This is a genomic window from Pantoea sp. AN62, from assembly GCF_050432985.1.
Lineage (GTDB): Bacteria > Pseudomonadota > Gammaproteobacteria > Enterobacterales > Enterobacteriaceae > Pantoea > Pantoea brenneri.
In genome coordinates this window covers 50416-73340 of the sequence record NZ_JBNPYB010000015.1, presented here as the reverse complement: position 1 = coordinate 73340, position 22925 = coordinate 50416, and the positions used below count along the sequence as shown (strand labels likewise).

At 56.0% G+C, this 22925-nt stretch carries 24 protein-coding genes; 6 read left to right on the top strand and 18 right to left on the bottom strand.

From position 1 onward, the window contains the following. Positions 1 to 50: 50 nt before the first annotated feature. Entirely contained in the window at positions 51 to 257 is a 207-nt protein-coding gene (locus tag FHW04_RS17925) for a DUF1107 domain-containing protein (RefSeq protein WP_003855513.1), read from the bottom strand. A 315-nt stretch (positions 258 to 572) separates the two neighbouring features. Between FHW04_RS17925 and FHW04_RS17920 the strand changes: the two genes are divergently transcribed. Beyond that, positions 573 to 1130: a YtfJ family protein gene (locus FHW04_RS17920; RefSeq protein ID WP_031376403.1), complete on the top strand. Its 558-nt coding sequence runs from the start codon at positions 573 to 575 to the stop codon at positions 1128 to 1130. 41 nt (positions 1131 to 1171) lie between these two features. On the opposite strand, the gene cysQ is transcribed toward FHW04_RS17920, so the two are convergent. Beyond that, the gene (gene cysQ, locus FHW04_RS17915; protein WP_031376404.1) at positions 1172 to 1915 is read right to left on the bottom strand and encodes a 3'(2'),5'-bisphosphate nucleotidase CysQ; all 744 of its coding nucleotides are present in this window, start codon (positions 1913 to 1915) and stop codon (positions 1172 to 1174) included. Positions 1916 to 2208: 293 nt separating this feature from the next. Between cysQ and FHW04_RS17910 the strand changes: the two genes are divergently transcribed. Then, positions 2209 to 4149: a bifunctional 2',3'-cyclic-nucleotide 2'-phosphodiesterase/3'-nucleotidase gene (locus FHW04_RS17910; protein ID WP_089561913.1), complete on the top strand. Its 1941-nt coding sequence runs from the start codon at positions 2209 to 2211 to the stop codon at positions 4147 to 4149. A gap of 127 nt (positions 4150 to 4276) precedes the next feature. Here FHW04_RS17910 and fklB read toward each other — a convergent pair whose 3' ends face one another. Beyond that, complete coding sequence (gene fklB / locus FHW04_RS17905; protein ID WP_031376406.1) at positions 4277 to 4897, bottom strand: FKBP-type peptidyl-prolyl cis-trans isomerase; 621 nt, start codon at positions 4895 to 4897, stop codon at positions 4277 to 4279. A 218-nt stretch (positions 4898 to 5115) separates the two neighbouring features. Between fklB and FHW04_RS17900 the strand changes: the two genes are divergently transcribed. Continuing rightward, a complete protein-coding gene (locus tag FHW04_RS17900; RefSeq protein ID WP_084227864.1) occupies positions 5116 to 5787 on the top strand; it encodes an OapA family protein in 672 nt (223 codons plus the stop codon). Positions 5788 to 5857: 70 nt separating this feature from the next. Here FHW04_RS17900 and rplI read toward each other — a convergent pair whose 3' ends face one another. From rplI to rpsF, 4 genes are read right to left on the bottom strand one after another with little or no spacing between them, the layout of a single operon-like run. Continuing rightward, a complete protein-coding gene (gene rplI / locus FHW04_RS17895) occupies positions 5858 to 6307 on the bottom strand; it encodes a 50S ribosomal protein L9 (RefSeq protein WP_031376408.1) in 450 nt (149 codons plus the stop codon). 39 nt (positions 6308 to 6346) lie between these two features. Then, positions 6347 to 6574, bottom strand: a complete 228-nt coding sequence (gene rpsR, locus FHW04_RS17890) for a 30S ribosomal protein S18 (RefSeq protein ID WP_000135199.1) — start codon at positions 6572 to 6574, stop codon at positions 6347 to 6349. A 4-nt stretch (positions 6575 to 6578) separates the two neighbouring features. Next, complete coding sequence (gene priB / locus FHW04_RS17885; protein ID WP_046289269.1) at positions 6579 to 6896, bottom strand: primosomal replication protein N; 318 nt, start codon at positions 6894 to 6896, stop codon at positions 6579 to 6581. Positions 6897 to 6902: 6 nt separating this feature from the next. After that, a complete protein-coding gene (gene rpsF / locus FHW04_RS17880; RefSeq protein ID WP_031376410.1) occupies positions 6903 to 7298 on the bottom strand; it encodes a 30S ribosomal protein S6 in 396 nt (131 codons plus the stop codon). 405 nt (positions 7299 to 7703) lie between these two features. Between rpsF and FHW04_RS17875 the strand changes: the two genes are divergently transcribed. Then, a complete protein-coding gene (locus tag FHW04_RS17875) occupies positions 7704 to 7907 on the top strand; it encodes a hypothetical protein (RefSeq protein WP_031376411.1) in 204 nt (67 codons plus the stop codon). A 56-nt stretch (positions 7908 to 7963) separates the two neighbouring features. Here the strand turns inward: FHW04_RS17875 and yjfP are convergent, their stop codons facing one another. Continuing rightward, positions 7964 to 8713 (bottom strand): esterase, encoded by a 750-nt coding sequence (gene yjfP / locus FHW04_RS17870; RefSeq protein WP_089561912.1) that lies wholly within the window; start codon positions 8711 to 8713, stop codon positions 7964 to 7966. Positions 8714 to 8872: 159 nt separating this feature from the next. Between yjfP and FHW04_RS17865 the strand changes: the two genes are divergently transcribed. Both FHW04_RS17865 and bsmA read left to right on the top strand, forming a co-directional pair. Continuing rightward, complete coding sequence (locus tag FHW04_RS17865) at positions 8873 to 10804, top strand: methyl-accepting chemotaxis protein (protein ID WP_089561911.1); 1932 nt, start codon at positions 8873 to 8875, stop codon at positions 10802 to 10804. Between the two features lie 56 nt (positions 10805 to 10860). Further along, positions 10861 to 11187 (top strand): biofilm peroxide resistance protein BsmA, encoded by a 327-nt coding sequence (bsmA, locus tag FHW04_RS17860; RefSeq protein WP_089561910.1) that lies wholly within the window; start codon positions 10861 to 10863, stop codon positions 11185 to 11187. Here bsmA and FHW04_RS17855 read toward each other — a convergent pair. From FHW04_RS17855 to hfq, 10 genes are all read right to left on the bottom strand, one after another. Further along, positions 11161 to 12789, bottom strand: a complete 1629-nt coding sequence (locus FHW04_RS17855; RefSeq protein ID WP_089561909.1) for an isovaleryl-CoA dehydrogenase — start codon at positions 12787 to 12789, stop codon at positions 11161 to 11163. The genes bsmA and FHW04_RS17855 overlap by 27 nt on opposite strands. 220 nt (positions 12790 to 13009) lie before the next feature. Continuing rightward, positions 13010 to 13744, bottom strand: coding sequence for a 23S rRNA (guanosine(2251)-2'-O)-methyltransferase RlmB (gene rlmB, locus FHW04_RS17850; protein WP_031376415.1), 735 nt, complete (start codon positions 13742 to 13744; stop codon positions 13010 to 13012). Positions 13745 to 13814: 70 nt separating this feature from the next. Continuing rightward, on the bottom strand, positions 13815 to 16307 hold the full coding sequence (gene rnr, locus FHW04_RS17845) for a ribonuclease R (protein ID WP_069729037.1): 2493 nt from the start codon (positions 16305 to 16307) through the stop codon (positions 13815 to 13817). A gap of 16 nt (positions 16308 to 16323) precedes the next feature. Then, positions 16324 to 16767, bottom strand: coding sequence for a nitric oxide-sensing transcriptional repressor NsrR (nsrR, locus tag FHW04_RS17840; RefSeq protein WP_031376416.1), 444 nt, complete (start codon positions 16765 to 16767; stop codon positions 16324 to 16326). Between the two features lie 218 nt (positions 16768 to 16985). Beyond that, positions 16986 to 18284, bottom strand: a complete 1299-nt coding sequence (locus FHW04_RS17835) for an adenylosuccinate synthase (protein WP_031376417.1) — start codon at positions 18282 to 18284, stop codon at positions 16986 to 16988. 166 nt (positions 18285 to 18450) lie between these two features. Continuing rightward, positions 18451 to 18651: a DUF2065 domain-containing protein gene (locus FHW04_RS17830; RefSeq protein WP_031376418.1), complete on the bottom strand. Its 201-nt coding sequence runs from the start codon at positions 18649 to 18651 to the stop codon at positions 18451 to 18453. A gap of 56 nt (positions 18652 to 18707) precedes the next feature. Continuing rightward, the gene (gene hflC / locus FHW04_RS17825) at positions 18708 to 19712 is read right to left on the bottom strand and encodes a protease modulator HflC (protein ID WP_031376419.1); all 1005 of its coding nucleotides are present in this window, start codon (positions 19710 to 19712) and stop codon (positions 18708 to 18710) included. Between the two features lie 3 nt (positions 19713 to 19715). After that, positions 19716 to 20954, bottom strand: coding sequence for an FtsH protease activity modulator HflK (gene hflK / locus FHW04_RS17820; RefSeq protein WP_046289272.1), 1239 nt, complete (start codon positions 20952 to 20954; stop codon positions 19716 to 19718). A 227-nt stretch (positions 20955 to 21181) separates the two neighbouring features. Further along, on the bottom strand, positions 21182 to 22462 hold the full coding sequence (hflX, locus tag FHW04_RS17815; RefSeq protein WP_031376420.1) for a ribosome rescue GTPase HflX: 1281 nt from the start codon (positions 22460 to 22462) through the stop codon (positions 21182 to 21184). Positions 22463 to 22538: 76 nt separating this feature from the next. Further along, positions 22539 to 22850, bottom strand: coding sequence for an RNA chaperone Hfq (gene hfq, locus FHW04_RS17810; RefSeq protein ID WP_009087468.1), 312 nt, complete (start codon positions 22848 to 22850; stop codon positions 22539 to 22541). Positions 22851 to 22925 lie beyond the last annotated feature (75 nt).

Here is a 22925-nt window from a genome sequence, read left to right as displayed (position 1 = left end):
AGCCTGCCCTGCCTGGATAAACACTAAGGGCGCCATCGGCGCCCTTTTGATTAGTTGAACTCAAGTTTCAGACGAACGACCTGGCGGTTAATTTCTGACATCACGCTCAGGTGCTGTTTGTCTTTGACGCGCGGGATTAACACTTTCCCTTTATCAAACTCAAACGCGCCGACATCCTTGATATACAACCTTCCTTTGAACAGCGTTTTTACATATTTCGCTATCTGCAGCGGATTATAGCGCTGGAAGATCTTCATACTGATTAACTCCTGTACAATTTTAAGCACGCTTCGCCGTTTCCAAAATAGGTACGAGCCCATGAAGCGCGAATTCGGGATAAACTATAGAACACTCAGCGCTGCTGATGTTCCGAAAAATGAATTTTTTTACTGAGTTGACACATCATTACAGAAGACTCTGTTATTACGCTCACACAACGCAGTATAAACCTTCAGTCGTTAAGGAATTGTGCTGCTGATAACAAACCTGACACCTTTCCAGGACAGCAGCATCATCCCCGCCTACTATTGCAATAAAATGACTAACTGGTCTGATCACTTAAGGAAACAGCGATGCGAATCACTCTGGCAGCGATAGTTTTGTCGTTACTGATACCGGCAAGCGTTATGGCGCATGATTTGAAGCAGGATGCGCGCGTACCGGCCGTCGGCGTGAATGACAAAGGTGAGCTGTTATTGCAGCAGGATAAGTTTAGCTATAAAAACTGGAACAGTGCGCAGCTGAGCGGGAAAGTTCGCGTGATTCAGCATATTGCCGGGCGTTCATCAGCCAAACAAATGAATGCGGCATTAGTTGAAGCGATCAAAGCCGCGAAGCTGCCGCATGATCGCTATCAGACCACCACCATCGTCAATACGGATGACGCGATTCCAGGGACCGGCATGTTTGTCCGCAGCAGTATTGAGAGCAATAAGCAGCAGTATCCGTGGTCACAATTCATCGTTGACGACAAAGGCAATGTGCAGCGTGCCTGGCAGCTGCAACAGGGCGGCTCCGCCATCGTGGTGCTGGATAAACGCGGCACGGTGAAATTTGTTAAGGATGGGCCGTTGACGCAGGAAGAAGTGCAGCAGGTGGTGACGCTGGTGACCTCCCTGCTGGCGCAGTAGCGGTTGCAGAGTGGCGGGAGGCGAGCCTCCCGCTTAATCGGTTAGAACAACGAGACGCGGAAGCCGGGATTGAGGAAGGATTCACGCGGCGCGTAATCCAGGGTTTTGCCCTGCCAGTCGTGTACATGGGCACCCGCCGCCATCGCCACCGCGTGTCCTGCGCCGGTATCCCAGATGTTGGTCGGCCCGAAGCGCGGATAGAGCTGGGCTTTGCCTTCCGCCACCAGGCAGAACTTCAGCGATGAACCGGTTGCCACGGTCTGATGTTCGCCCAGCTGTTTCAGATACTGCTTCATCTCATCATCGTCGCCGTGTGAGCGGCTCACCACCACCAGCGGTGGCCGGGCGTCACGCGCATGAATCTGTTCACGGTGGCCCCCCTCTTCTTTCCAGGCTTTGCCTTCCGCGGCAGAGTACATTACCCCCAGCGCGGGTGCATAGACCACGCCCAGCACCGGCTTGCCGGCGTCAATCAGCGCAATATTGACGGTGAATTCGCCGTTACGCTTGATGAACTCTTTGGTGCCATCAAGCGGATCGACCAGCCAGTAGCGCTGCCAGTGCTGACGCACCTCCCAGGCCGGTGGGTCCTCTTCTGACAGAACCGGTACTTCAGGCGAAAGCTGCGCCAGACCGTTGACGATCACCTGATGCGCGGCGATATCGGCAGCGGTGACCGGCGAGTCATCCGATTTGTGAGAAACGTCAAGCGGCGCGGCGTCGTTGTAAACCTGCATAATCGCGTCGCCCGCTTCGCGTGCCAGTTGGCAAATTTGCTCTAACATTTTTCACCTCGTTGTGTCCATCTGCTGCACGTTCAGTTCAACGCCTGATGGTTACATTTTAGCAGTTCCGCTCCGCCAGCCGATTGTACGGCGGCAGCACGGCGCAATTTATAGATATATCAATACCATAGTTACCTGTTTATCGCCACGCCTGCCGGCCCCGCCACAGTCTGAAAGCCGTTGTCCGCTGACCGATGCGCCAAAACGATACATCCATCACGATTTAAACTGACCACTCATCAGGCTTTTACATTATTTTGAGAGCTTTAACTTATCTGGCAGCAGGAGCAAGCATGTTTAAGCCTGGAATGATGTTACTGGCCCTGAGCGTTTCCGTCGCCGCGCAGGCGGCAACGGTCGATTTGCGGATACTCGAGACCACCGATCTGCACAGTAACATGATGGATTTCGACTACTACAAAGATACCCCGACCGAGAAATTCGGCCTGGTCCGGACCGCCACGCTGATTCATGCGGCGCGCCAGCAGGTTAAAAACAGCGTGCTGGTCGATAATGGCGACATCATCCAGGGTAGCCCGCTCGGCGATTATATGGCGGCCAAAGGGCTTAGCGCGGGCGAGATCCATCCGGTTTATAAAGCGCTTAACACTCTCGACTACAGCGTCGGTAATCTGGGTAATCACGAGTTTAACTATGGCCTGCCTTACCTGAAAAAAGCGCTGGCTGGCGCACGCTTTCCTTATGTCAACGCCAACGTTATTGACAGCAAAAGTGGCAAGCCGCTGTTCACCCCCTACCTGATTAAATCGACCGAGGTGGTAGATCGTGACGGCAAAACGCAGACGGTGAAGATTGGCTACATCGGCTTTGTGCCGCCACAGATCATGGTGTGGGATAAAGCCAATCTGCAGGGTAAAGTGCGGGTGGATGACATCACTGAAACCGCCCGCCGCTACGTACCTGAAATGCGCGCCAGGGGTGCCGATATCATCGTTGCTATTCCCCACTCCGGCCTGAGCAGCGAGCCGTATCATGCGCTGGCGGAAAACTCGGTTTACTACCTTAGCCAGGTTAAAGGCATCAACGCCATTATGTTTGGCCATGCGCATGCGGTATTCCCGGGCAGTGATTTCGCCAGTATCAAAGGGGCGGATATCGCCCAGGGGACGCTGAACGGCATTCCAGCCGTGATGCCCGGCATGTGGGGCGATCATCTGGGTGTGGTCGATCTGGTGCTGGATAATGACGGCGGACGCTGGCAGGTCAGCAGCGGCAAAGCCGAGGCGCGGCCGATTTATGATACCGCAGCGAAAAAGTCATTAGCGGCGGAAGATCCGGCGCTAGTGAAGGTGCTGGCTGACGATCATCGTGCTACGCGGGCATTTGTGGCCAAGCCGATCGGCAAATCCGCCGATGTGATGTACAGCTATCTGTCACTGGTGCAGGACGATCCGACCGTGCAGATCGTGAATAATGCGCAGCGCGCCTACGTTGAACATTTCATTCAGGGCGATCCGGATCTGGGTCGTCTGCCGGTCCTCTCTGCGGCAGCACCGTTTAAAGCGGGTGGCCGCAAGAACGATCCGGCCAGCTACGTTGAAGTTGAGAAAGGAGCGCTGACCTTCCGCAATGCCGCCGATCTCTATCTTTATCCGAATACCCTGGTGGTGATGAAAATCAGCGGCGCGCAGGTCAAAGAATGGCTGGAATGTTCGGCGGGCCAGTTCAATCAGATCGATCCGCACAGCAGCAAAACCCAGTCGCTGATCAACTGGGATTTCCGTACCTACAACTTTGACGTAATTGACGGGGTTAATTATCAGATCGATGTGACCCAGCCAGCGCGTTATGACGCTGAGTGTCAGCTGATTCATCCGCAGGCCTCACGCATTCGCCAGCTGAGCTGGCAGGGCAAGCCGATCGATCCGCAGGCAACCTTCCTGGTGGCAACCAACAACTATCGCGCTTACGGCGGCAAATTTGCCGGTACCGGCGATAAGTATATTGCCTTCGCCTCACCGGATGAGAACCGTTCCGTGGTGGCCGCCTATATCAGTGCGGAAACCAAAAAACAGGGCGAAGTCAGGCCGCAGGCGGACAATAACTGGCGTCTGGCGCCGATTGCCTCTGCCACGCCGCTGGATATTCGCTTTGAAACCGCGCCAGGCGATAAAGCGACCCACTTTATTCAGCAGCATGCACAGTATCCGCTCCAGCCAAAGGGCACGGATGCGATCGGTTTTGCTCTCTGGCAAGTAAATTTACAGCAGTAAGAAGCAAGAGGCAGCGGCGGGCAGAACCGCCGCTGGCGTTCCCCTTGTCCGGCACGCTGACAGATGCTCAGGTCAGGCCCGCGAGGGGACGCAACGCTGCCCCCGCAAGGGGAGCAGCGCCGGGGTATTACAGGATTTCCAGCAGCTCTACTTCAAAAATCAGGGTGCTGAATGGCGGGATAGAGGCACCGGCACCACGTTCGCCGTACGCGAGGTTGTGTGGGATCACCAGTTCCCATTTTGAGCCAACCGGCATCAGGGTCAGCGCTTCAATCCAGCCCGCGATCACGCCGCTGACCGGGAATTCTGCTGGCTCACCACGTGCTACGGAGCTATCGAACACGCTGCCGTCAATCAGTTTACCGGTGTAGTGCACACGTACGCGATCCTGGCGGGAAGGGATAGGACCTTCGCCCTGGGTGATGACGCTGAACTGCAGGCCGGATTCGGTGCTGCTCACGCCTTCACGCTGCGCATGTTCCAGCAGGAATGCCTGGCCTTCTGCCGCCATCGCTTCGGTGCGCTCACGGCGCACGCCTTCTGCGCGTTCATGCACTTCACGCAGTGCGCGATGAACCACATCAACCGGTACCGCCGGCGAGTTCCCTTCCAGCGCGTCGCGCAGGCCCGCGAGCAGTGCTTCTGGCTGCAGCCCCTGCAGACCAGATTCCAGCAACTGCTGGCCAACCTGTAAACCAATACCGTAACTTGCTTGTGCTTCGACGCTGTCGAAAGAAGGGGTAGTCATCTTCGTTCCTTTCACTCTCGGATAAATTCGAACCGGCAGCATAGCAGTGCAGGCCGCTGGCGTAAAATGCCCTGCATCGCAGATGACTTTTCGCGGCGAAAGAGAAACAATACCCCCGTCAAATTTATCAATGCTGGCAGGCACTTCGCGCCGGTATTGCCCATACTATAACTGTTGACGGAATTACGCCGTCTGTTGCACACCAAAAGAGAGAACACATGGGCCAGATCGCCCCACGACGCCGCAGGACGCGCGCAACGCGTATTGTATCCCGGCTGCAAACCTGGCTGGCCGCACGCAAGCCGCAGCAACCCGCTGGAGAGGAGGAACCACGAATGGCTTCAGACGCGTCATCACGGCTACCGACATGGCTTCATCGTATCTGGCATGTTACCGACCACATCGGCTGGATGGACCCGCTGCCTGCGCCGCATCGCCGTGGCATTGTTATCGCGCTGCTGGTGATGCTGCTGGCGTTTCTCTGGCCGGTCAGTACACCGCGCTATCCGGTGGAGCGTCCGGTTACGCCGTCCGCTGAGAAAGAGGTGCCGATGCAGGCGGATATTTATGACCACAAAGCCGACTCATCCTCTTCTCAGCCGCAGCCGACGCCAAAAGCGGATTCACAGGGAGAGTGGCGCAACTATACGGTCGCTTCAGGCCAGACGCTGGCCCAGCTGTTTCGTGACAACAGTCTGCCGGTAAATGATGTGTTTGCGATGGCGCGAGTGGAAGGCAGCGATCAGCCGCTGAGTTCACTGAAAAGCGGTCAGCAGGTCAAAATCCGTCAGGACGCACAGGGCGCAGTGACCGGACTGACGATAGAGGGCGCTAACGGCCCGGTGCTGTTTACGCGTCAGCCGGATGGCAGCTTTATCCGCGCGCAATAGCGTTCAGGCGGCAATAAAAACAAAAACGCCGGCACAAGGCCGGCGTTCCCGCAGTGCTCAGTAATAAAAATTACTCAGCAACGATATTCACGATCAGTTTCGCGAATACTTCACTGTGAACCTGGAAGTTCACTTCGTGCTCACCGGTGGTGCGCAGAACGCCGTTCGGCAGACGAACTTCGCTCTTAGCCACTTCAACGCCAGCTGCAGAAACTGCATCAGCGATGTCGCGGGTACCGATAGAACCGAACAGTTTACCTTCGTCGCCTGCTTTAGACGCGATGGTTACGGTGCCCAGTGCATTGATTTTCTCAGCGCGTGCATTTGCTGCAGACAGAACGTCGGACAGTTTAGCTTCCAGTTCTGCACGGCGTGCTTCGAAGAATTCAACGTTTTTCCTGGTAGCAGGCACAGCTTTGCCCTGTGGTACCAGGAAGTTACGAGCGTAGCCCGCTTTAACGTTAACCTGATCACCCAGGCTGCCCAGGTTTGCTACTTTATCAAGCAGAATAACTTGCATTACCTTATCCTCTTAAAGTCGTTAATGGACAGTTGCCGATTACTGATGACGATCAGTGTACGGCAGCAGAGACAGGTAACGCGCGCGCTTGATAGCACGAGCCAGCTGACGCTGGTATTTTGCGCGAGTACCAGTGATACGGCTTGGTACGATCTTGCCGCTTTCAGTGATGTAGTTTTTCAGCGTTGCGATATCTTTATAATCGATCTCTTGAACGCCTTCCGCGGTGAAACGGCAGAACTTGCGACGACGGAAATAACGTGCCATTTGGCTAGTCTCCAGAATCTATCAATTCAATCTGCTCGGCATGTAACACCATTTTGCTCTGGCCATTGCGTGCCTGATGGCAGCTAATGAAACCGTCGAGTATGAGTTGCGTGCCGACCGTTATATGTTGAGTAATCACCTGATGGGCAGTGCCGCTGATAATCACCGGCATACGACACCAGGCTTGCCGGTGAAACCCGGCCTCCTCCTGCACTGAGCGGTGCTCAAGCACAAACTGACAGTGCGGAATTCCTGACGGGCTAATTTTTCGAACCGGCGTCTTGCACACCGTGCCAGACAAGCGCAGTCGATTAACCGTCACGATGGATTACTCTTCAGAATCCCCAGCATCTGAGTCATCAGCGGATTCGTTAGCAAAATCTTCGCGGCGCTCACGACGCTCGTCTTTCGCTTTAACCATCGGTGATGCTTCAGTTACCGCGTTTTTAACGCGCATAACCATGCTACGGATAACGGCGTCGTTGAAGCGGAAGTTCGTTTCCAGCTCATCGATCGCTTCCTGCGGCGCTTCAACGTTCAGCAGAACGTAGTGCGCTTTGTGCAGTTTGTTGATCGGGTAAGCCAGCTGACGGCGGCCCCAGTCTTCCAGACGGTGAATCGTGCCCTGTGCACCAGTGATGGCACCAGTGTAACGCTCGATCATGCCCGGAACCTGTTCGCTCTGGTCAGGATGGACCATAAATACGATTTCGTAATGACGCATCGAAATTGCTCCTTACGGATTATTCAGCCTCCTGTCGGGGTCAACCGCGGCCCATGGAAGCAAGGAACGTTATAGGCTGTGTCCCACAAAAGTTCGTTGTGACGAGCGCTTGTGGGACACAGCCTGAGAATGCGGCTGAAAAATTGACGCGTAATCATACTGGCGGGGGCCACTAAACTCAAGCGCACATTTCAACAAATGCCATCCGGCGTGCCAGATACGCAGGCTTTTCGTGCTAATCATGTGAATACAGCGCGTTAAGCAGCGATTGTTCAAAAAGGCTGATGAAGAGGTTCAGGCAGACGATCTGGCGATAATATCGCCAGTCGCTAAACTTAATGCAGGCGTTACGGTTTGGCTTACCAGCGTCTAACAGAGTGTCTTCCCTGAAGTGAGGAGTCGGCCATGAAAAGGTACGTCATCGCCACTTTACTGGGTCTCTTCCTGTCTCTACCCGCTCTTGCCAGCAATGCTGACTGTGCGCAGCAGATGAGAAGTCACAGCAGCAAAGCGGCTGAGGGTTATGTCTACGTTAATCGACTGGATGCACCGGAGAGTAATCCGATCAGTGCGCCAGCCCGACTGTCAGAACGGTTCACTGCCCGCTAATAAATGGGTCAGGCCAGGGCGGAGCAGACCCCTCCGCCCTTTTTTACGTCTGATGTTTAAAGCTGATGCTTAAAGAAGCTCACCAGCGCCGTCAAACCTGACGGCGTAATCTTATGTCCAATCTGCTGTTCCGACAGTGACGTCAGATGCTGCGCTAATCCTTTGCTGCGCAGCGCGGCTTCCAGGCGGGCGCTTTCAGCAAAGGGCACCACCTCATCAGCTTCACCATGCCACAGCAGCAGCGGACGATTGGCCAGCGTGTCCAGCCGGGTGCTGGGATCGTATTCCGCCAGCGGTGCCATCCGGGCATCAAACTGTGCCTGCTGTTCCGGCGAGCGCACCACCAGCGGCGGAAACAGCGTCTGGCTGAGCTGCATAAAGTAACCGGAACCCATCATGGAGGCGACGCTGTGGATCTGCGGATAGCGGGCCATCGCCCCCAGCGCCGTCATGCCGCCCATCGACGCCCCGGCGACCGCAAATCGCTCACCGGCGATCAGATCGTCAGCGCGCAGCGCCGATTCCAGCTGCGGCAGCTCATCAATATTTTTTTTCAGGATATCCCAGAAGCGACTCAGGCGGCTTTCGGCATCGCCGTGATAGCGTGCGCCGTGCAGATCCGCATCCGGCATCACCGCCCGGAATCCGGCCTGCGCTAAGGCGACGGCGAAATAGGCATAGACCTCTTTCGACGACGTAAAGCCGTGATAAAACAGCACTGTCGGCAGCCGGTTACGGCGCTGACCAGCTGGCGCGGCGTGCAGACACTCAATTCCTGCCAGCGTTTCCGTGGTGAGTTCAATCATATTCTCTCCTGAAAGGGGCGAAGCACAGGCTTTGAGTGTACGTTCTGCCACAACATTTGCGAAGCCATTCCCCCGCTGCCGGTCGTCAGCTTGCGGACTAAACTTTTTCGCGTTGCTGCCGTTGATCCGGTATCCCCCCAATGTGATCAAAGGTAATTTATGAAGCGTCTCTCTCTCAGCGGCCTGAGTCTTGGAGTTAAGCTGTCTGTACTGACGTCTCTCAGCGTAGCGTTATTACTGCTGGTTCTGACGCTGACCCAGAGCCACACCGCCTCACGCCAGCTGGAAAACCTCGCGATTGATGATATGCACAATCAGGTGCAGGGCATCAGTGAAATGGCGACCATGTTCAACGCCACGCTTTCCGAAGAGGTGAGCAACTACACCAATCTGTTTACCAGCTTTTTACCCAGGCGCTTTAGCCTCGATGAAAGTGCCCGGGTGCAGGTGGGCAGCTTTTCGACGCCGGTGCTGCGTGCTGGCTTAAAGACGCTCAACCTCGACCAGACAGCGGTGGACGATTTCACCGAACGCACTGCTGCGGTCGCCACCATTTTCGTGCGTGACGGCGAAGACTTTATCCGCATTTCCACCTCGCTGAAGAAGCAGGATGGCAGTCGCGCCATCGGCACCCAGCTCGATCGCGCCAGCGCCGCCTGGAAAAGCGTGCATCAGGGGGAAATCTACCGTGGCCTCGCCACGCTGTTTGGCCATCGCTACATCACCCAGTATCAGCCGGTCAAAGATGCCAGCGGCACGGTAGTCGCCATTCTGTTTGTCGGGGTCGGTATCGATCAGCAATACGCCCTGATGCGTGAGAAAATCCTCGCGCGTCGGCTGGGCGACAGCGGCCACTTTTATGTGATTAACGGCGCGCCCGGCAGCGCTCAGGGTCAGTATCTGTTTGATCAGCAAAACGAAGGGAAACTGCCGGGCTGGGATAACGCGATACAGCAGCAACTGCTGACCCAGCCGCAAGGGATACGGCAGGTGGAGATGGCCGGAGAGAACCGCATGCTGGCCTGGCAGCAGTTACCGGGCTGGAACTGGGTGATTGTTGGTGAGGTTAACCGCGCCAGCCTGCTGGCACCGATTACCCACAGTCGTAACCTGTTTTTACTCACCGGCCTGGCGCTGGTGCTGGTGTTTGCGCTTGGCTTTGTCTGGTACAGCCGCCGGGCGATTACCCGTCCGCTGCAGCAGGTGATTCATCTGGCGCAGCAGTATGCCGCCGGTAATTTGCAGGTGCATCTCGATACGCCACGTCGCGACGAAGTGGGCCAGTTGATCAACGCCATCAACGGCATTGGCGATGGTCTGGAGAAGATCGTCGGTCAGGTGCGCAGCGCCGCGCAGGAGATCAGTGACGGCACCGATACCATCGCCGCCAGCAGCCACAATATCAGCGAGCAGATTGGGCGTCAGGCCAGCAGCGTCGAGCAGACCTCGGCCAGCATGGAGCAGTTTGGTGCGACGGTAGAACATACCGCCGATAGCCTGCGCCAGGCGATGTCGCTGGTGTCTGAAGCCAGCGCTATCGTCAGCCAGGGCAGCCAGACCGTGGTGCGCTCGGTTAACACCATGTCGGCCATTAAAATCTCGTCGCAAAGCATTGCGGATATCACCCATGTGATCGAATCTATCGCCTTCCAGACCAATATCCTGGCGCTGAATGCCGCGGTTGAAGCCGCGCGTGCCGGTGAACAGGGACGCGGATTTGCGGTGGTAGCGGCCGAAGTACGGGCGCTGGCGCAGCGCTCGGCGCAGGCCGCGAAAGAGATTGATGGGCTAATCGCCACCTCAATCGGCAATGTGGCGGAAGGCCATCTGTTATCTGAGCAGACCCGCGACGCGATGACCCACATCGTGACGCACATTGAGCAGGTCCAGGCGCTGATGGGCGAGATCAACGTGGCGGCGCAACAGCAGGCTGCCGGCATTGGTCAGGTTAATCTGGCGATGAACCAGATCAGCCAGGCGACGCATCAGAACAGTGAACTGGTGGCGCAGGCGGAAAGTAGCGCCCAGACCCTGAGTGATAAAGGCCATCACCTGACCCAGCTGGTCAGCGTTTTTAACCTCAAATCCTGACGGCATTCGGGACGATGGCATACACTTAATGCTTCGTCCTGAATGAGGGTTTTCCTATGCGTTTCGCTTACTTACTGATGTTAAGCCTGTCACTGGCAGGCTGTTCTGCGTTTCAGACGACCCCAAAAGCGCCGCCCGCGCCGACGCAACAGGCGCAGGAAATTTCACGGGCGCAAAGCGCCGGTTTACCGAAGCTGGGCAATATCACCGTCAACGTGCACGGTTCACCCGATGATGCACAGCGCGCCGTGGCCGCCCGGGCCAATCAGTCCGGTGCGACCTACTATCAGATAGTGGCGCTGAGTGAAACGGTGATGCCTGGCTTATGGTACGCCAGCGCGATCCTGTACGGAGCCTCACCCACCGCAGGCGCGGGCCAGTAAGCGGTCGGCCAGCGCGGCATCAAGTGGACGTGAGCCGCGCTGATCGAGCCATTGCCGGCACCAGCCATCCGCCAGCGGCGGCTCGGCATATTTCAGCAACTGTGCGCCCGTTGCCAGCAGCAGCAGACTGCGGGTCAGTTCACGCGCCTGCGCCTCCGGTATTTTGTGCAGTCGCAGACGAAGCTGACGCCAGCGCGCATCGAAATGGCGGTTACTGCCTTTGACTGCCTCAAATTCCTGGCTGAGCATCTCTGCCGCATCGCTCTGCCGCGAAAGCGCGCGCAACACGTCGAGACACATCACGTTGCCCGACCCTTCCCAGATACTGTTAACCGGGATATCGCGATACAGCCGCGGCAGCTCACTCGCTTCGCAGTAGCCAATGCCGCCTAACACCTCCATCGCCTCTGCCACAAACGGCGCACCTGCTTTGCATATCTGGTATTTCGCCGCCGGGGTAAACAGGCGCGCAAAGGCAACCTCATGCGGTTTTGCCGGCTGCGACCAGGCACGGGCCAGCCGCATCAGTAAGGCGGTCTGTCCTTCCAGCTGTAGCGACTGCTGCGCCAGCACCTGACGCATCAGTGGCTGATCCACCAGATTTTTACCCAACACCTGGCGCTGGTGTGCATGATAGAGCGCAACTGAAAAAGCCCGCCGCATCTGGCCGTGACTGCCGAGCGCGCAGTCAAAACGGGTCATTCCACCCATTTTCAGGATTAGCCGGACCCCTTCCCCCTCTTCTCCCAGTAGCCAGCCAGTGGCGCCGCGAAACTCGACTTCGCTGCTGGCATTGGATCGATTACCCAGCTTATCTTTCAGCCGCTCGATCTGGATAGCATTGCGGGAACCGTCCGGTAACAGGCGCGGCAGGAAGAAGCAGCTCAGTCCCGCCGGCGTCTGTGCCAGTACCAGATGCGCATCGCTTTGCGGCACCGAAAAAAACCACTTATGACCGGTGAGCCGGTAGATTTCACCGGGGCCGCGCGCGCCCAGCGGCTCCGCGCGGGTGGTGGTAGTGAGCAGATCGCTGCCGCCCTGCTTTTCTGTCATGCCCATGCCGATCAGCAAACCGCGCTTTTGATCGCCGGGCTGTGCATGGGTGTCATAACGGTCACTGAGCAGCGGATCGAGCCAGCCTTCGAACGCGGCCGGCAGATAAGTCTGAAGCAGCGGGATTGCCGCGTGGGTCATCGTCACCGGGCAGAGCGTGCCCGCTTCAACCTGAGCATGCAGAATAAAACGGGCGGCACGCGCCACGCTGGCATGTTCGCGCACCGTCGGTTGCCAGCTGAGGTTGTGCAGACGGCTGGCGCAGACGCCCTGCATCAGCAGATGCCAGGCGGGATGAAAACGCACTTCATCGAGCCGCACGCCACGCGCATCGTAGCGCAGCAGTTCGGGCGGTTCGGCATTGGCCAGCCGGCCAAGCTCCAGTGATTCAGCGCTGCCAAGCTGCAGCCCGACGGAAGCCAGCCATTCACGATCCCACTCCGCGCCCTCGCGCTGTAGCGCTTCACTCAACGGCGTATCGGAAAGGAACAGGTTGCTGTTACTGAGAGGATGGGGCTGATTAAAAACGGTGTGTGTTGTCCAGGTCATAACCACTCCTCGCGGATGTCACTCAGTAAGTATACCCGTCGTCTTTCAAGCTGCATTTTTGTTGGCTGCGTTCACTCACCCGAATCACTTACTCATGTAAGCTCATCGGGATTCGTTCTCTTGCCGCCTCAATGCAACCCGAAATCCTTTGGGTATATACGAATGACGCGCAGTTATGCCTGGTACAGAAACTAATTTGTGGCGAGGATCACATCGGAGATCAGGCGTTGCGCTGGCGCACCGCTTCAAACAGGCAGACGCCGGTAGCGACCGAGACGTTCAGCGAAGAGACGCTGCCCGCCATCGGAATACTGATCAGCTCATCGCAATGTTCACGGGTCAGACGACGCATGCCTTCGCCCTCTGCGCCCATCACCAGCGCCATCGGGCCGGTCATTTTGCTCTGATACACGGTGTGATCGGCTTCACCGGCCGTGCCGACTACCCAGATGTTGTACTCCTGCAGCAAGCGCAGCGTCCGCGCCAGGTTGGTAACGCGGATTAACGGCACGTTCTCAGCCGCACCGCTGGCCACTTTTTTGGCGGTGGCGTTCAGCGGAGCGGAACGATCTTTTGGCACGATCACCGCATCCACGCCCGCTGCATCGGCGCTGCGCAGACAGGCTCCGAGGTTATGCGGATCGGTAACCCCGTCCAGCACCAGCAGGAACGGTTTTTCCAGGCTCTGCAGCAGATCCGGCAGATCGCCTTCCTGATACTGACGGCCCGGTTTAACCTGCGCCACGATACCCTGATGCACGCCGCCTTCCACCTGGCTGTCCAGCCACTTACGCTCTGCGAGTTGAATTACGATCCCCTGAGCTTCCAGCGCGGCGACCAGGGGTTGCAGGCGACGATCGTCGCGGCCTTTGAGGATAAAGACCTGCTGGAAACGTTGTGGGTCGCGTTCCAGCAGCGCCTGCACGGCATGGATACCAAAAATAATTTCGCTCATCGATCTGCTCAGTGTGTGGAAATGAATAAATTACCGCCCTTTCCCGGCTGAGAAAGGGCGGCTATGCGCATCAGTCAGTTTGCGCTTTTTTGCTGGCGCGCTTAGCCCGCGTGGCGGCGGCGATTTTACGGCTTTTTTCCGAGACGGTTTTACTTTTTTTCTCGGTTTTTGCCGCTGCCGGTCTGCCCTTGTCACCGCGGAAAGCAGCGTCTGGCTCAAAATTGGACTTCTTGCTGACATCACGACGGCGTTTAGACGGTGGTTTGCCATCACGCTTCGCCCGATCGCGCTCGGTTTTACCTTCGCCGCGTACCTGACGCTGGCTGGAGATCAGGGCAAAGTCGATTTTACGCTCGTCCATGTGCACCGCTTCGACCCGTACTTCCACAATATCGCCAAGACGATAGGTGCGGCCGCCGGACTCGCCAATCAGACGCTGACCGACCGGATCAAAACGGTAGTAGTCGTTATCCAGCGTCGAGACATGCACCAGACCATCAATGAACAGATCGCTCAAGCGGACAAAGAAGCCAAAGCCGGTGACGCTGGAGATCACGCCGTTGAAGACGTTGCCGACCTGATCCTGCATGAAGTCACACTTGAGCCAGTCCGCGACGTCGCGGGTCGCTTCATCAGCCCGGCGTTCGGTCAGGGAACAGTGCAGTCCCAGTTGCAGCATCTCCGGCATTTCGTAGTGATAGCCACCGGTCGCAGTCATCCGATCTTTGATCGCGTTGCTGTCTTTCGGCATCAGATATTTGATGGCGCGTTGTACCAGACCTTTACCTTCACCCTGCTCTTTTGCCAGCAGATACTTGATGGCGCGATGCAATGTCAGATCCGGGTAGCGGCGGATTGGCGAGGTAAAGTGAGCATATGACGAGAGTGCCAGACCAAAGTGACCGCGGTTTTCCGGATCGTAAACCGCCTGCTTCATCGAACGCAGCAGCATGGTTTGCAGCATTTCCGCATCAGGACGATCGGCCACCTGCTTCAGCAGTGCGGCATAGTCGATCGGCTGCGGTTTGTTGCCGCCGGGCAGACTCAGTCCCAGCTCGTTGAGCACGGTACGGAAACTCTTGATGCTTTCGTCGGTCGGGCGATCGTGATCGCGGAACAGCGCCGGTTCCTGATTTTTCTCAACGAAGCGTGCCGAGGCGATATTCGCCAGGATCATACACTCTTCGATCAGCTTGTGGGCGTCATTACGCGAAACGCGCTCAACACGCTCAATGCGGCGCTCGGCGTTGAAGATGAACTTCGCTTCTTCGGTCTCAAACGAGATGCCGCCACGCTCTTCACGTGCTGCTTCCAGCGCCTGATACAGGTTGTGCAGCTCTTCAAGATCTTTAACCAGCGGCGCATACTGCTGACGCAGCTCTTTGTCGCCCTGCAGAATGTTCCAGACTTTATTGTAGGTCAGACGCGCATGCGAATTCATCACCGCTTCGTAGTGTTTGAAGCCGGTCAGTTTCCCTTTTGAGGAAACGGTCATTTCGCACACCATACACAGGCGATCGACCTGCGGGTTGAGCGAACATAAACCGTTCGACAGCACTTCCGGCAGCATCGGCACCACCTGTGACGGGAAATAGACCGAGGTACCGCGCTGATGCGCTTCGTCATCCAGCGGCGTGCCAGGACGGACGTAATAGCTGACATCCGCGATAGCAACCCACAACCGCCAGCCGCCACCGCGTTTTTTCTCACAGTAGACCGCATCGTCAAAGTCACGGGCATCTTCGCCATCAATCGTGACCAGCGGCAGCTTACGTAAGTCGACGCGTCCTTTTTTGGCCTCTTCCGGCACTTCTTCTTTCAGCTTACTGACCTGCGCTTCAACCTCTGGCGGCCAGCTGTGTGGGATTTCATGGGTCCGTAGCGCCATATCGACCGCCAGACTGGTGCCCATATCATCACCGAGGATCTCAGCCACTTTACCGATCGCTTTACTGCGACGGGTTGGACGCTGAACTAACTCCACCACCACGACCGAGCCCATGCGGGCATTCATGGTTTCTTCCGGTGGGATCAGGATGTCAAAGCTCAGACGGCTGTCGTCCGGCACCACAAAGCCAGCACCGGCGTCGGTGAAGTAACGGCCAACGATCTGGTTATTGCGTGGTTCCTGTACCCGCACCACGCGCGCTTCGCGACGGCCTTTACGATCGGCACCCAGCGGCTGGGCCAGAATGACGTCGCCGTGCATGCAAAACTTCATCTGTTCGGCGGAGAGGTAGAGGTCGTCCTTCTGACCTTCTGCCCGCAGGAAGCCGTAGCCATCACGGTGGCCTATGACCTTCCCGCGTAGCAGATCCAGACGCTCCGGCAGGGCATAGCATTGACGGCGGGTGAACACCAGCTGACCATCACGCTCCATGGCGCGCAGACGGCGACGCAGCGCCTCAATATGCTCTTCTTCCTGCAGGTTCATCTCTTGCGCCAGCTCTTCGCGGCTGGCCGGTTTTTCGCGTTTTTCTAATAGCGCCAGAATAAATTCACGGCTTGGAATGGGGTTTTCGTATTTTTCAGCTTCTCTATCCTGAAAAGGATCTTTTGACATAGCGGTTCCTCCGATGTCATTGAGTATTTATTGCCACCGGCGGTTCGGACAATATGATTTCATAAAGTGGGGTATTCCCTTCAACCAAATCCGCCAGCGTGTAGCTATCCAGTTCCTGCAGGAAGCGCTGTACCGCGTCATGTAGCGCCTTCTTCAGGCGACAGGCGGGCGTAATGGAACAGGATGCGCAGTCCACTAATTGTAGCGGTTCCATCTTACGCACTACGTCGCCAATCACAATCTGACTGGCCGGCATGCCAAGACGAAGCCCGCCATTTTTGCCGCGCGTTGCTGCGATATATCCCGCCCGGCTCAGTTGATTAATGATTTTGACCATGTGATTACGTGACACACCATAGGTGTTGGTCACTTCAGTGATGTTGGTCTGCTGGCCTTCGGGCAACGCGGCCAGATAAATCAGGGCCCGTAAACCATAATCAGTAAAACTCGTCAGCTGCACAGTAACCTCAGTGAATCATCAAAAGTGGCATCGCATAACCCGCCTTGCGATTGATGTCAGGAATAAATCGGATCGCCATGCGAGTGGCTACGATGATAAACCAGAGTCTGATTAACCGTGCGTTTTTTTAAGCCAGCACCGGGTTGGACAAGCGAAGGGGAATTAAGTGGCATCAAAGAGTGGAAAAACAAAGGCCGGACAAGGTCCGGCCTGGGTGATTATGCGTCGAACGGATCGCGCAGAATCATCGTTTCACTGCGGTCCGGGCCGGTTGAGATAATATCAACCGGAACACCCGTCACTTCTTCTACACGCTTGATATAGTCGCGGGCAGCTTGTGGTAAGCCCTCCAGCGTCTTCACACCAAAAGTAGTCTCGCTCCAGCCCGGCATCGTTTCATAGATCGGCTCAATGCCTTCCCAGTTCTCTGCCGCCAGCGGCGTGGTGGTGACTTCACGGCCATCCGGCATCCGGTAAGCCACGCAGATTTTGACCTCTTTCAGGCCATCCAGCACGTCCAGTTTAGTCATGCAGAAACCGGACAGAGAGTTGATCTGCACCGCACGACGCACGGCAACCGCATCCAGCCAGCCGGTACGACGACGACGGCCGGTGGTGGCACCGAACTCGTTACCCTGCTTACACAGGAACTCACCGGTTTCGTCAAACAGTTCGGTCGGGAATGGACCAGCACCGACGCGGGTTGAGTACGCTTTCACGATACCCAGCACGTAATCGACATAGCGCGGGCCAATGCCTGAGCCGGTCGCTACGCCGCCAGCGGTGGTGTTGGACGAGGTAACGTACGGATAGGTACCGTGATCGATATCCAGCAGCGTACCCTGCGCACCTTCGAACATGATCAGATCGCCACGCTTACGCGCGCCGTCCAGCAGCTCAGAGACGTCAACCACCATGCTGGTCAGGATGTCGGCAATCGCCATCACATCGTTCAGCACTTTATCGAAGTCGACCGCCTGCTCTTTGTAGTAGTGCACCAGCTGGAAGTTGTAGAAATCGACCACTTCTTTCAGCTTGGCGGCAAAGGTCTCTTTGTTGAACAGATCGCTGACGCGCAGTGCACGGCGTGCGACTTTATCTTCATAAGCCGGACCAATACCGCGGCCAGTAGTCCCGATCGCCTTAGCACCACGCGCTTTTTCGCGCGCCATGTCCATGGCAACGTGATACTGCAGAATCAACGGACAGGCTTCAGAAATCAGCAGACGTTCGCGTACCGGAATCCCGCGCTCTTCGAGGCCTTTCATCTCTTTCATTAAGGCTTCAGGAGAGAGCACTACGCCGTTACCAATAATGCTGGTGACGTTATCGCGCAGAATGCCAGAAGGGATAAGGTGGAGGACGGTTTTTTCACCGTTGATGACAAGTGTGTGGCCCGCATTGTGGCCGCCTTGATAACGCACAACGTAATTCGCGCGTTCAGTCAGAAGGTCTACAATCTTACCTTTACCTTCGTCACCCCATTGGGTGCCCAGTACGACGACGTTCTTACCCATTTCTCAAAATCACCGATTGCTTAAAAAAGGATTCTACCATCTGATCCGGTGGTTTTCAGCACTTTTAGCATACGATTGCGCGCTTTTTTGCCAGCATTTTGATCACTACAACATGTTGGGGAAAACAGGCGCAGCAGGCACAATTTGTGCACCAGGCCAGCAGTTGTTACAGGTTGCCGTGCAGGCTAAGCATGCAATAGATTACCATTCCGGCTACCACCAGCCCGCCGCCAAAACGGTGCAACAGGCGATCGGGCAGCTGCGTCATCGCCAGAATCATGCGGCGCCAGGCGCGTGGCATGAACATCGGTCCCAACCCTTCCAGCACTAATACCAGCGCCAGTGCCATCCAGATGCTTGTTTTCATACTGATACCCAAAAAAAAGGCCGACAACATTGTCGGCCTGTAGGTTATATCAGTTCTTAACGTGTCGCGTTAGAGGGCGCCTTCATATATCGGAAGAAGTCGCTGTCCGGGCTTAACACCATCACATCCTGATTGTCATTGAAGCTGTTTTCATAGGCACGCAGGCTACGAATAAAGGCGTAGAAGTCCGGGTCCTGACTGAATGCCGCAGCAAACAGTCGCGCCGTTTCCGCATCACCGTCACCACGGGTAATCAGCGCTTCACGCTGGGCTTCGGCCAGCGTACGCGTTACCTGGTAATCAGCCTGGGCGCGCAGTTTTTCTGCTTCTTCCTGACCTTGTGAACGCTGGCTACGTGCTACGGCTTCACGCTCTGCACGCATACGGTTGAAGATCGCATCTGAAACTTCGGTCGGCAGGTTGATCTGCTTAATCCGTACATCTACGACCTGAATACCTAACGCCGCCATACTGTTCGGGTTCGGTGCCGGTTCGCTGCTGTTAGTTTCACGCTCTACGCGGGCCGCTGCACTGGCAATCGCATCATCGGCGGCCGGGGTGGCGATTTCGTCATCGCTGCCTGCACTACCGGTGTTCAGCGCATCACGCACGTCGGTGGTCAGACGACCACGCGAATCGGTCACAATGTCTTTAACATCCAGACGCCCCATTTCAGAACGCAGACGGTCACTGAACTTACGTTTCAGCAGTACTTCCGCCTGAGACACATCGCCGCCACCGGTGGCCAGATAGTAACGACTGAAGTCGCTGATACGCCATTTGATGTAGGAATCGACGATCAGATCTTTCTTCTCTTTAGTGACGAAGCGATCGGCCTGGTTGTCCATGGTCTGAATACGAGCATCCAGTGTTTTAACCGTTTCCAAGAATGGGATCTTGAAATGCAGACCCGGTTCAAACACCTGCGGTTTGTTTTCGTCGTCGCGCAGAACCTTACCGAAGCGCAGTACGATGCCGCGTTGACCTTCCTGCACCACAAACAGCGACGCATAGAGCGCCACCAGCACGACGATGATTAATACTACTATTGGCTTACGCATCGATTACTCTCTCCCTTCGCGCTGGCTGTCGTTGCGCAGAGCGTTAGCCCGACGCTGATCCATGATGCTGTCCGGACTGTATGACGACGTGTCACTGCGGCTGGCGCTGCGATCGGAGAGCGCAGGCTGCGATGCGGCACTGCCCCCTTTCTGACCGTTGTGGCCGGTTGACGCCTGACCGCCACGCATCAGTTGATCGAGCGGCAGCACCATCAGGTTATTACCCCGATCGTTAACCAGTACTTTACGGGTATGGCTGAGCACGCGTTCCATCGTTTCGATATAGAGACGCTCTTTGGTGATTTCTGGTGCCGCTTTGTACTCAGGCAGGATTTTGGCAAACCGCGCCACTTCACCCTGCGCTTCCAGCACCGTCCGCTCTTTATACGCACGGGCTTCTTCCAGAATACGCTGCGCCTGACCGTTAGCTCGTGGCTGAACTTCGTTGGCGTAGGCTTCCGCTTCGCGGACATACTGCTCGCGGTTTTCACGTGCGGCAATCGCATCATCAAACGCAGACTTCACCTCTTCCGGTGGACGAGCCGCCTGGAAGTTTACGTCCAGCACCGCGATGCCCATATTGTAAGGGCGAATCGTTTCGTCGATTTCACGCTGGGTATCGCTACGGACCACAGTACGACCTTCGGTCAGGATACGGTCCATGGTGGAACGGCCAATGACGCCGCGCAGTGCGCTGTCGGTGGCCTGACGCAGACTGTCATCCGCGCTGGTAACGGCATAAAGATAACGTTCCGGATCGGTAACCCGGTACTGGACGTTCATCTCAACCCGCACCACGTTCTCATCCGAAGTCAGCATCACGCCTGACGCGGCCAGTTCACGTACCGCTTCAACGTTAACGGCACGCACCTGATCGATAAAGGTCGGTTTCCAGTTCAGACCTGGCTCAACCAGATGACTGAACTTACCGAAGCGCGTTACCACGCCACGTTCCGCTTCTTTGATGGTGTAGAAACCGCTTGCTGCCCAGATCACGACAGCTGCAACCGCTACGATGCCAACAATTTTGCCGCCGCTGCCGGAGCCGCGCTGACCGTTGTCGTTCTGTTTGCCACCGCCCAGACCACCAAGCTTCTTGCTCAGCTTACGGAAGATATCATCCAGATCAGGAGGCCCGGATTCCCGTCCTCCTTTATTCCCCCCAGAGTTGCCGCCTTGATTATTGCTGCTTCCCCACGGGTCGCGGTCCTGTCCGTTATTTCCGGGCTGATTCCACGCCATGTCTCTACTCCATTTATTGTATTTGCGGTTTTTACCCTTCATCTTTCGGATTGCAGCGGTGTTGGCTGCCTTCGCTCACTCCGGTCACTTACCTGCGTAAGCTCCCGGGGATTCACTCAGTTGCCGCCTTGCTGAAATCCGAAATACTCGGGTAACGCCTGCGTATTCGGGTCTGCAACGAAAGTGCGACAATCTTCAATTTTTAAGGTAAATGCGTTTGGGCAATATCAAACAATATAACTGGTCAGCGACGGTTCCTGTTTGCATAAGCGCAACCATTCAATGATTGGCATACGAATCTGCAATCCTACACTGCCGTCTTCCTGATTCCACTCTTTCTCAATCGCCTGCAACTGGTAGAAACGGCTGCGCAAGCGCCCCGCTTCGGGTGGCAGACGTAATTCGTATTGGGCAATTTCACCCGACAGCCGCTCAGACAGCGCCTGCCATAATAACGGAATACCGGCACCGGTCTGGGCAGACAGCCAGACGCGAATCGGCAGGTTTTCTTCGTTACGATCGATGCGTGGTTCAAAGCCATCGAGCATATCGATCTTATTCATGACCAGTAAGGTGGGAATTTCGTCAGCGTCGATCTCTTCCAGTACGGTATCAACGGCTTCAATATTTTCTGTGACGCGAACGTCAGCACCGTCAATCACATGCAGCAGCAACGTCGCCTGACGCGTCTCCTGAAGGGTCGCTTTAAAGGCAGCAACCAAATCGTGAGGAAGATGGCGGATAAAGCCGACCGTATCCGCCAGCACCACTTCACCGACATCGGCGACATTCAGGCGGCGCAGCGTCGGATCAAGGGTCGCAAACAGCTGATCGGCAGCAAAGACGTTGGCTGAGGTCACGGCGTTAAACAGCGTCGATTTACCGGCGTTGGTATAGCCCACCAGCGACACGGTTGGCACATCGGCCTTGGCGCGTGCCTGACGTCCCTGCTCACGCTGTTTCTCTACCCGTTCCAGACGGGATAAAATCTGGCTGATACGGCCGCGTAATAAGCGACGGTCAGTTTCTAACTGCGTTTCACCCGGACCGCGTAAGCCGATCCCGCCTTTCTGGCGTTCAAGGTGCGTCCAGCCGCGTACCAGACGCGTGGCAAGATGGCGTAGCTGTGCCAGCTCAACCTGCAATTTACCTTCGTGGGTGCGTGCGCGTTGCGCGAAGATATCGAGAATTAAGCCGGTACGATCAATCACCCGGCATTCGCACAGGCGCTCGAGATTTCTTTCCTGAGCGGGCGTAAGGGCATGATCGAATAAGACGACCGATGCTCCTGTTGTTTTTACCGCATCGGCAATTTCAACGGCCTTTCCTTCACCGACAAAATACTTGGGATGTGGCGCTTTGCGGCTGCCAGTGATCACTTGCAGCGCGTCAACGCCAGCAGAAGAAACCAGGGTTTCAAATTCCTGAAGATCTTCTACTTCTTTGTCTTGGGAGAACCAGATGTGTACCAGTACGGCCTGCTCACCGGCATCATAACGGTCAAACAAGCTATAACCTCGCTAAAATAAAAGACCAGGACGGAAAACCATTCATGCTCTCCGGTCCTGGCTGTACGGCGACGCGTTATTCTGCGTTATCACCGTCTTGTTGTGGCTGTGGCTGCGCAGATGTGTTGCTGCCGCCATGATGGTAATTGTTGCTGCCGCCACCGGTATTATTGCTATGGTGAGAAACCGGGCGCGAAGGAACAACGGTAGAAATGGCGTGTTTATAAACCATCTGACTTACCGTGTTTTTCAGCAAAATTACAAACTGATCAAATGACTCAATCTGACCCTGCAGCTTGATACCGTTAACCAAATAAATCGAAACCGGAACACGTTCACGACGCAGTGCGTTCAAAAACGGGTCTTGTAATGATTGCCCCTTAGCCATTCTATCTTTTCCTTATATGCTTGTTGTTTGTTGCTTGTAGAACCTATGGTTCTGAAAAAACTGCGTAAAAATTTG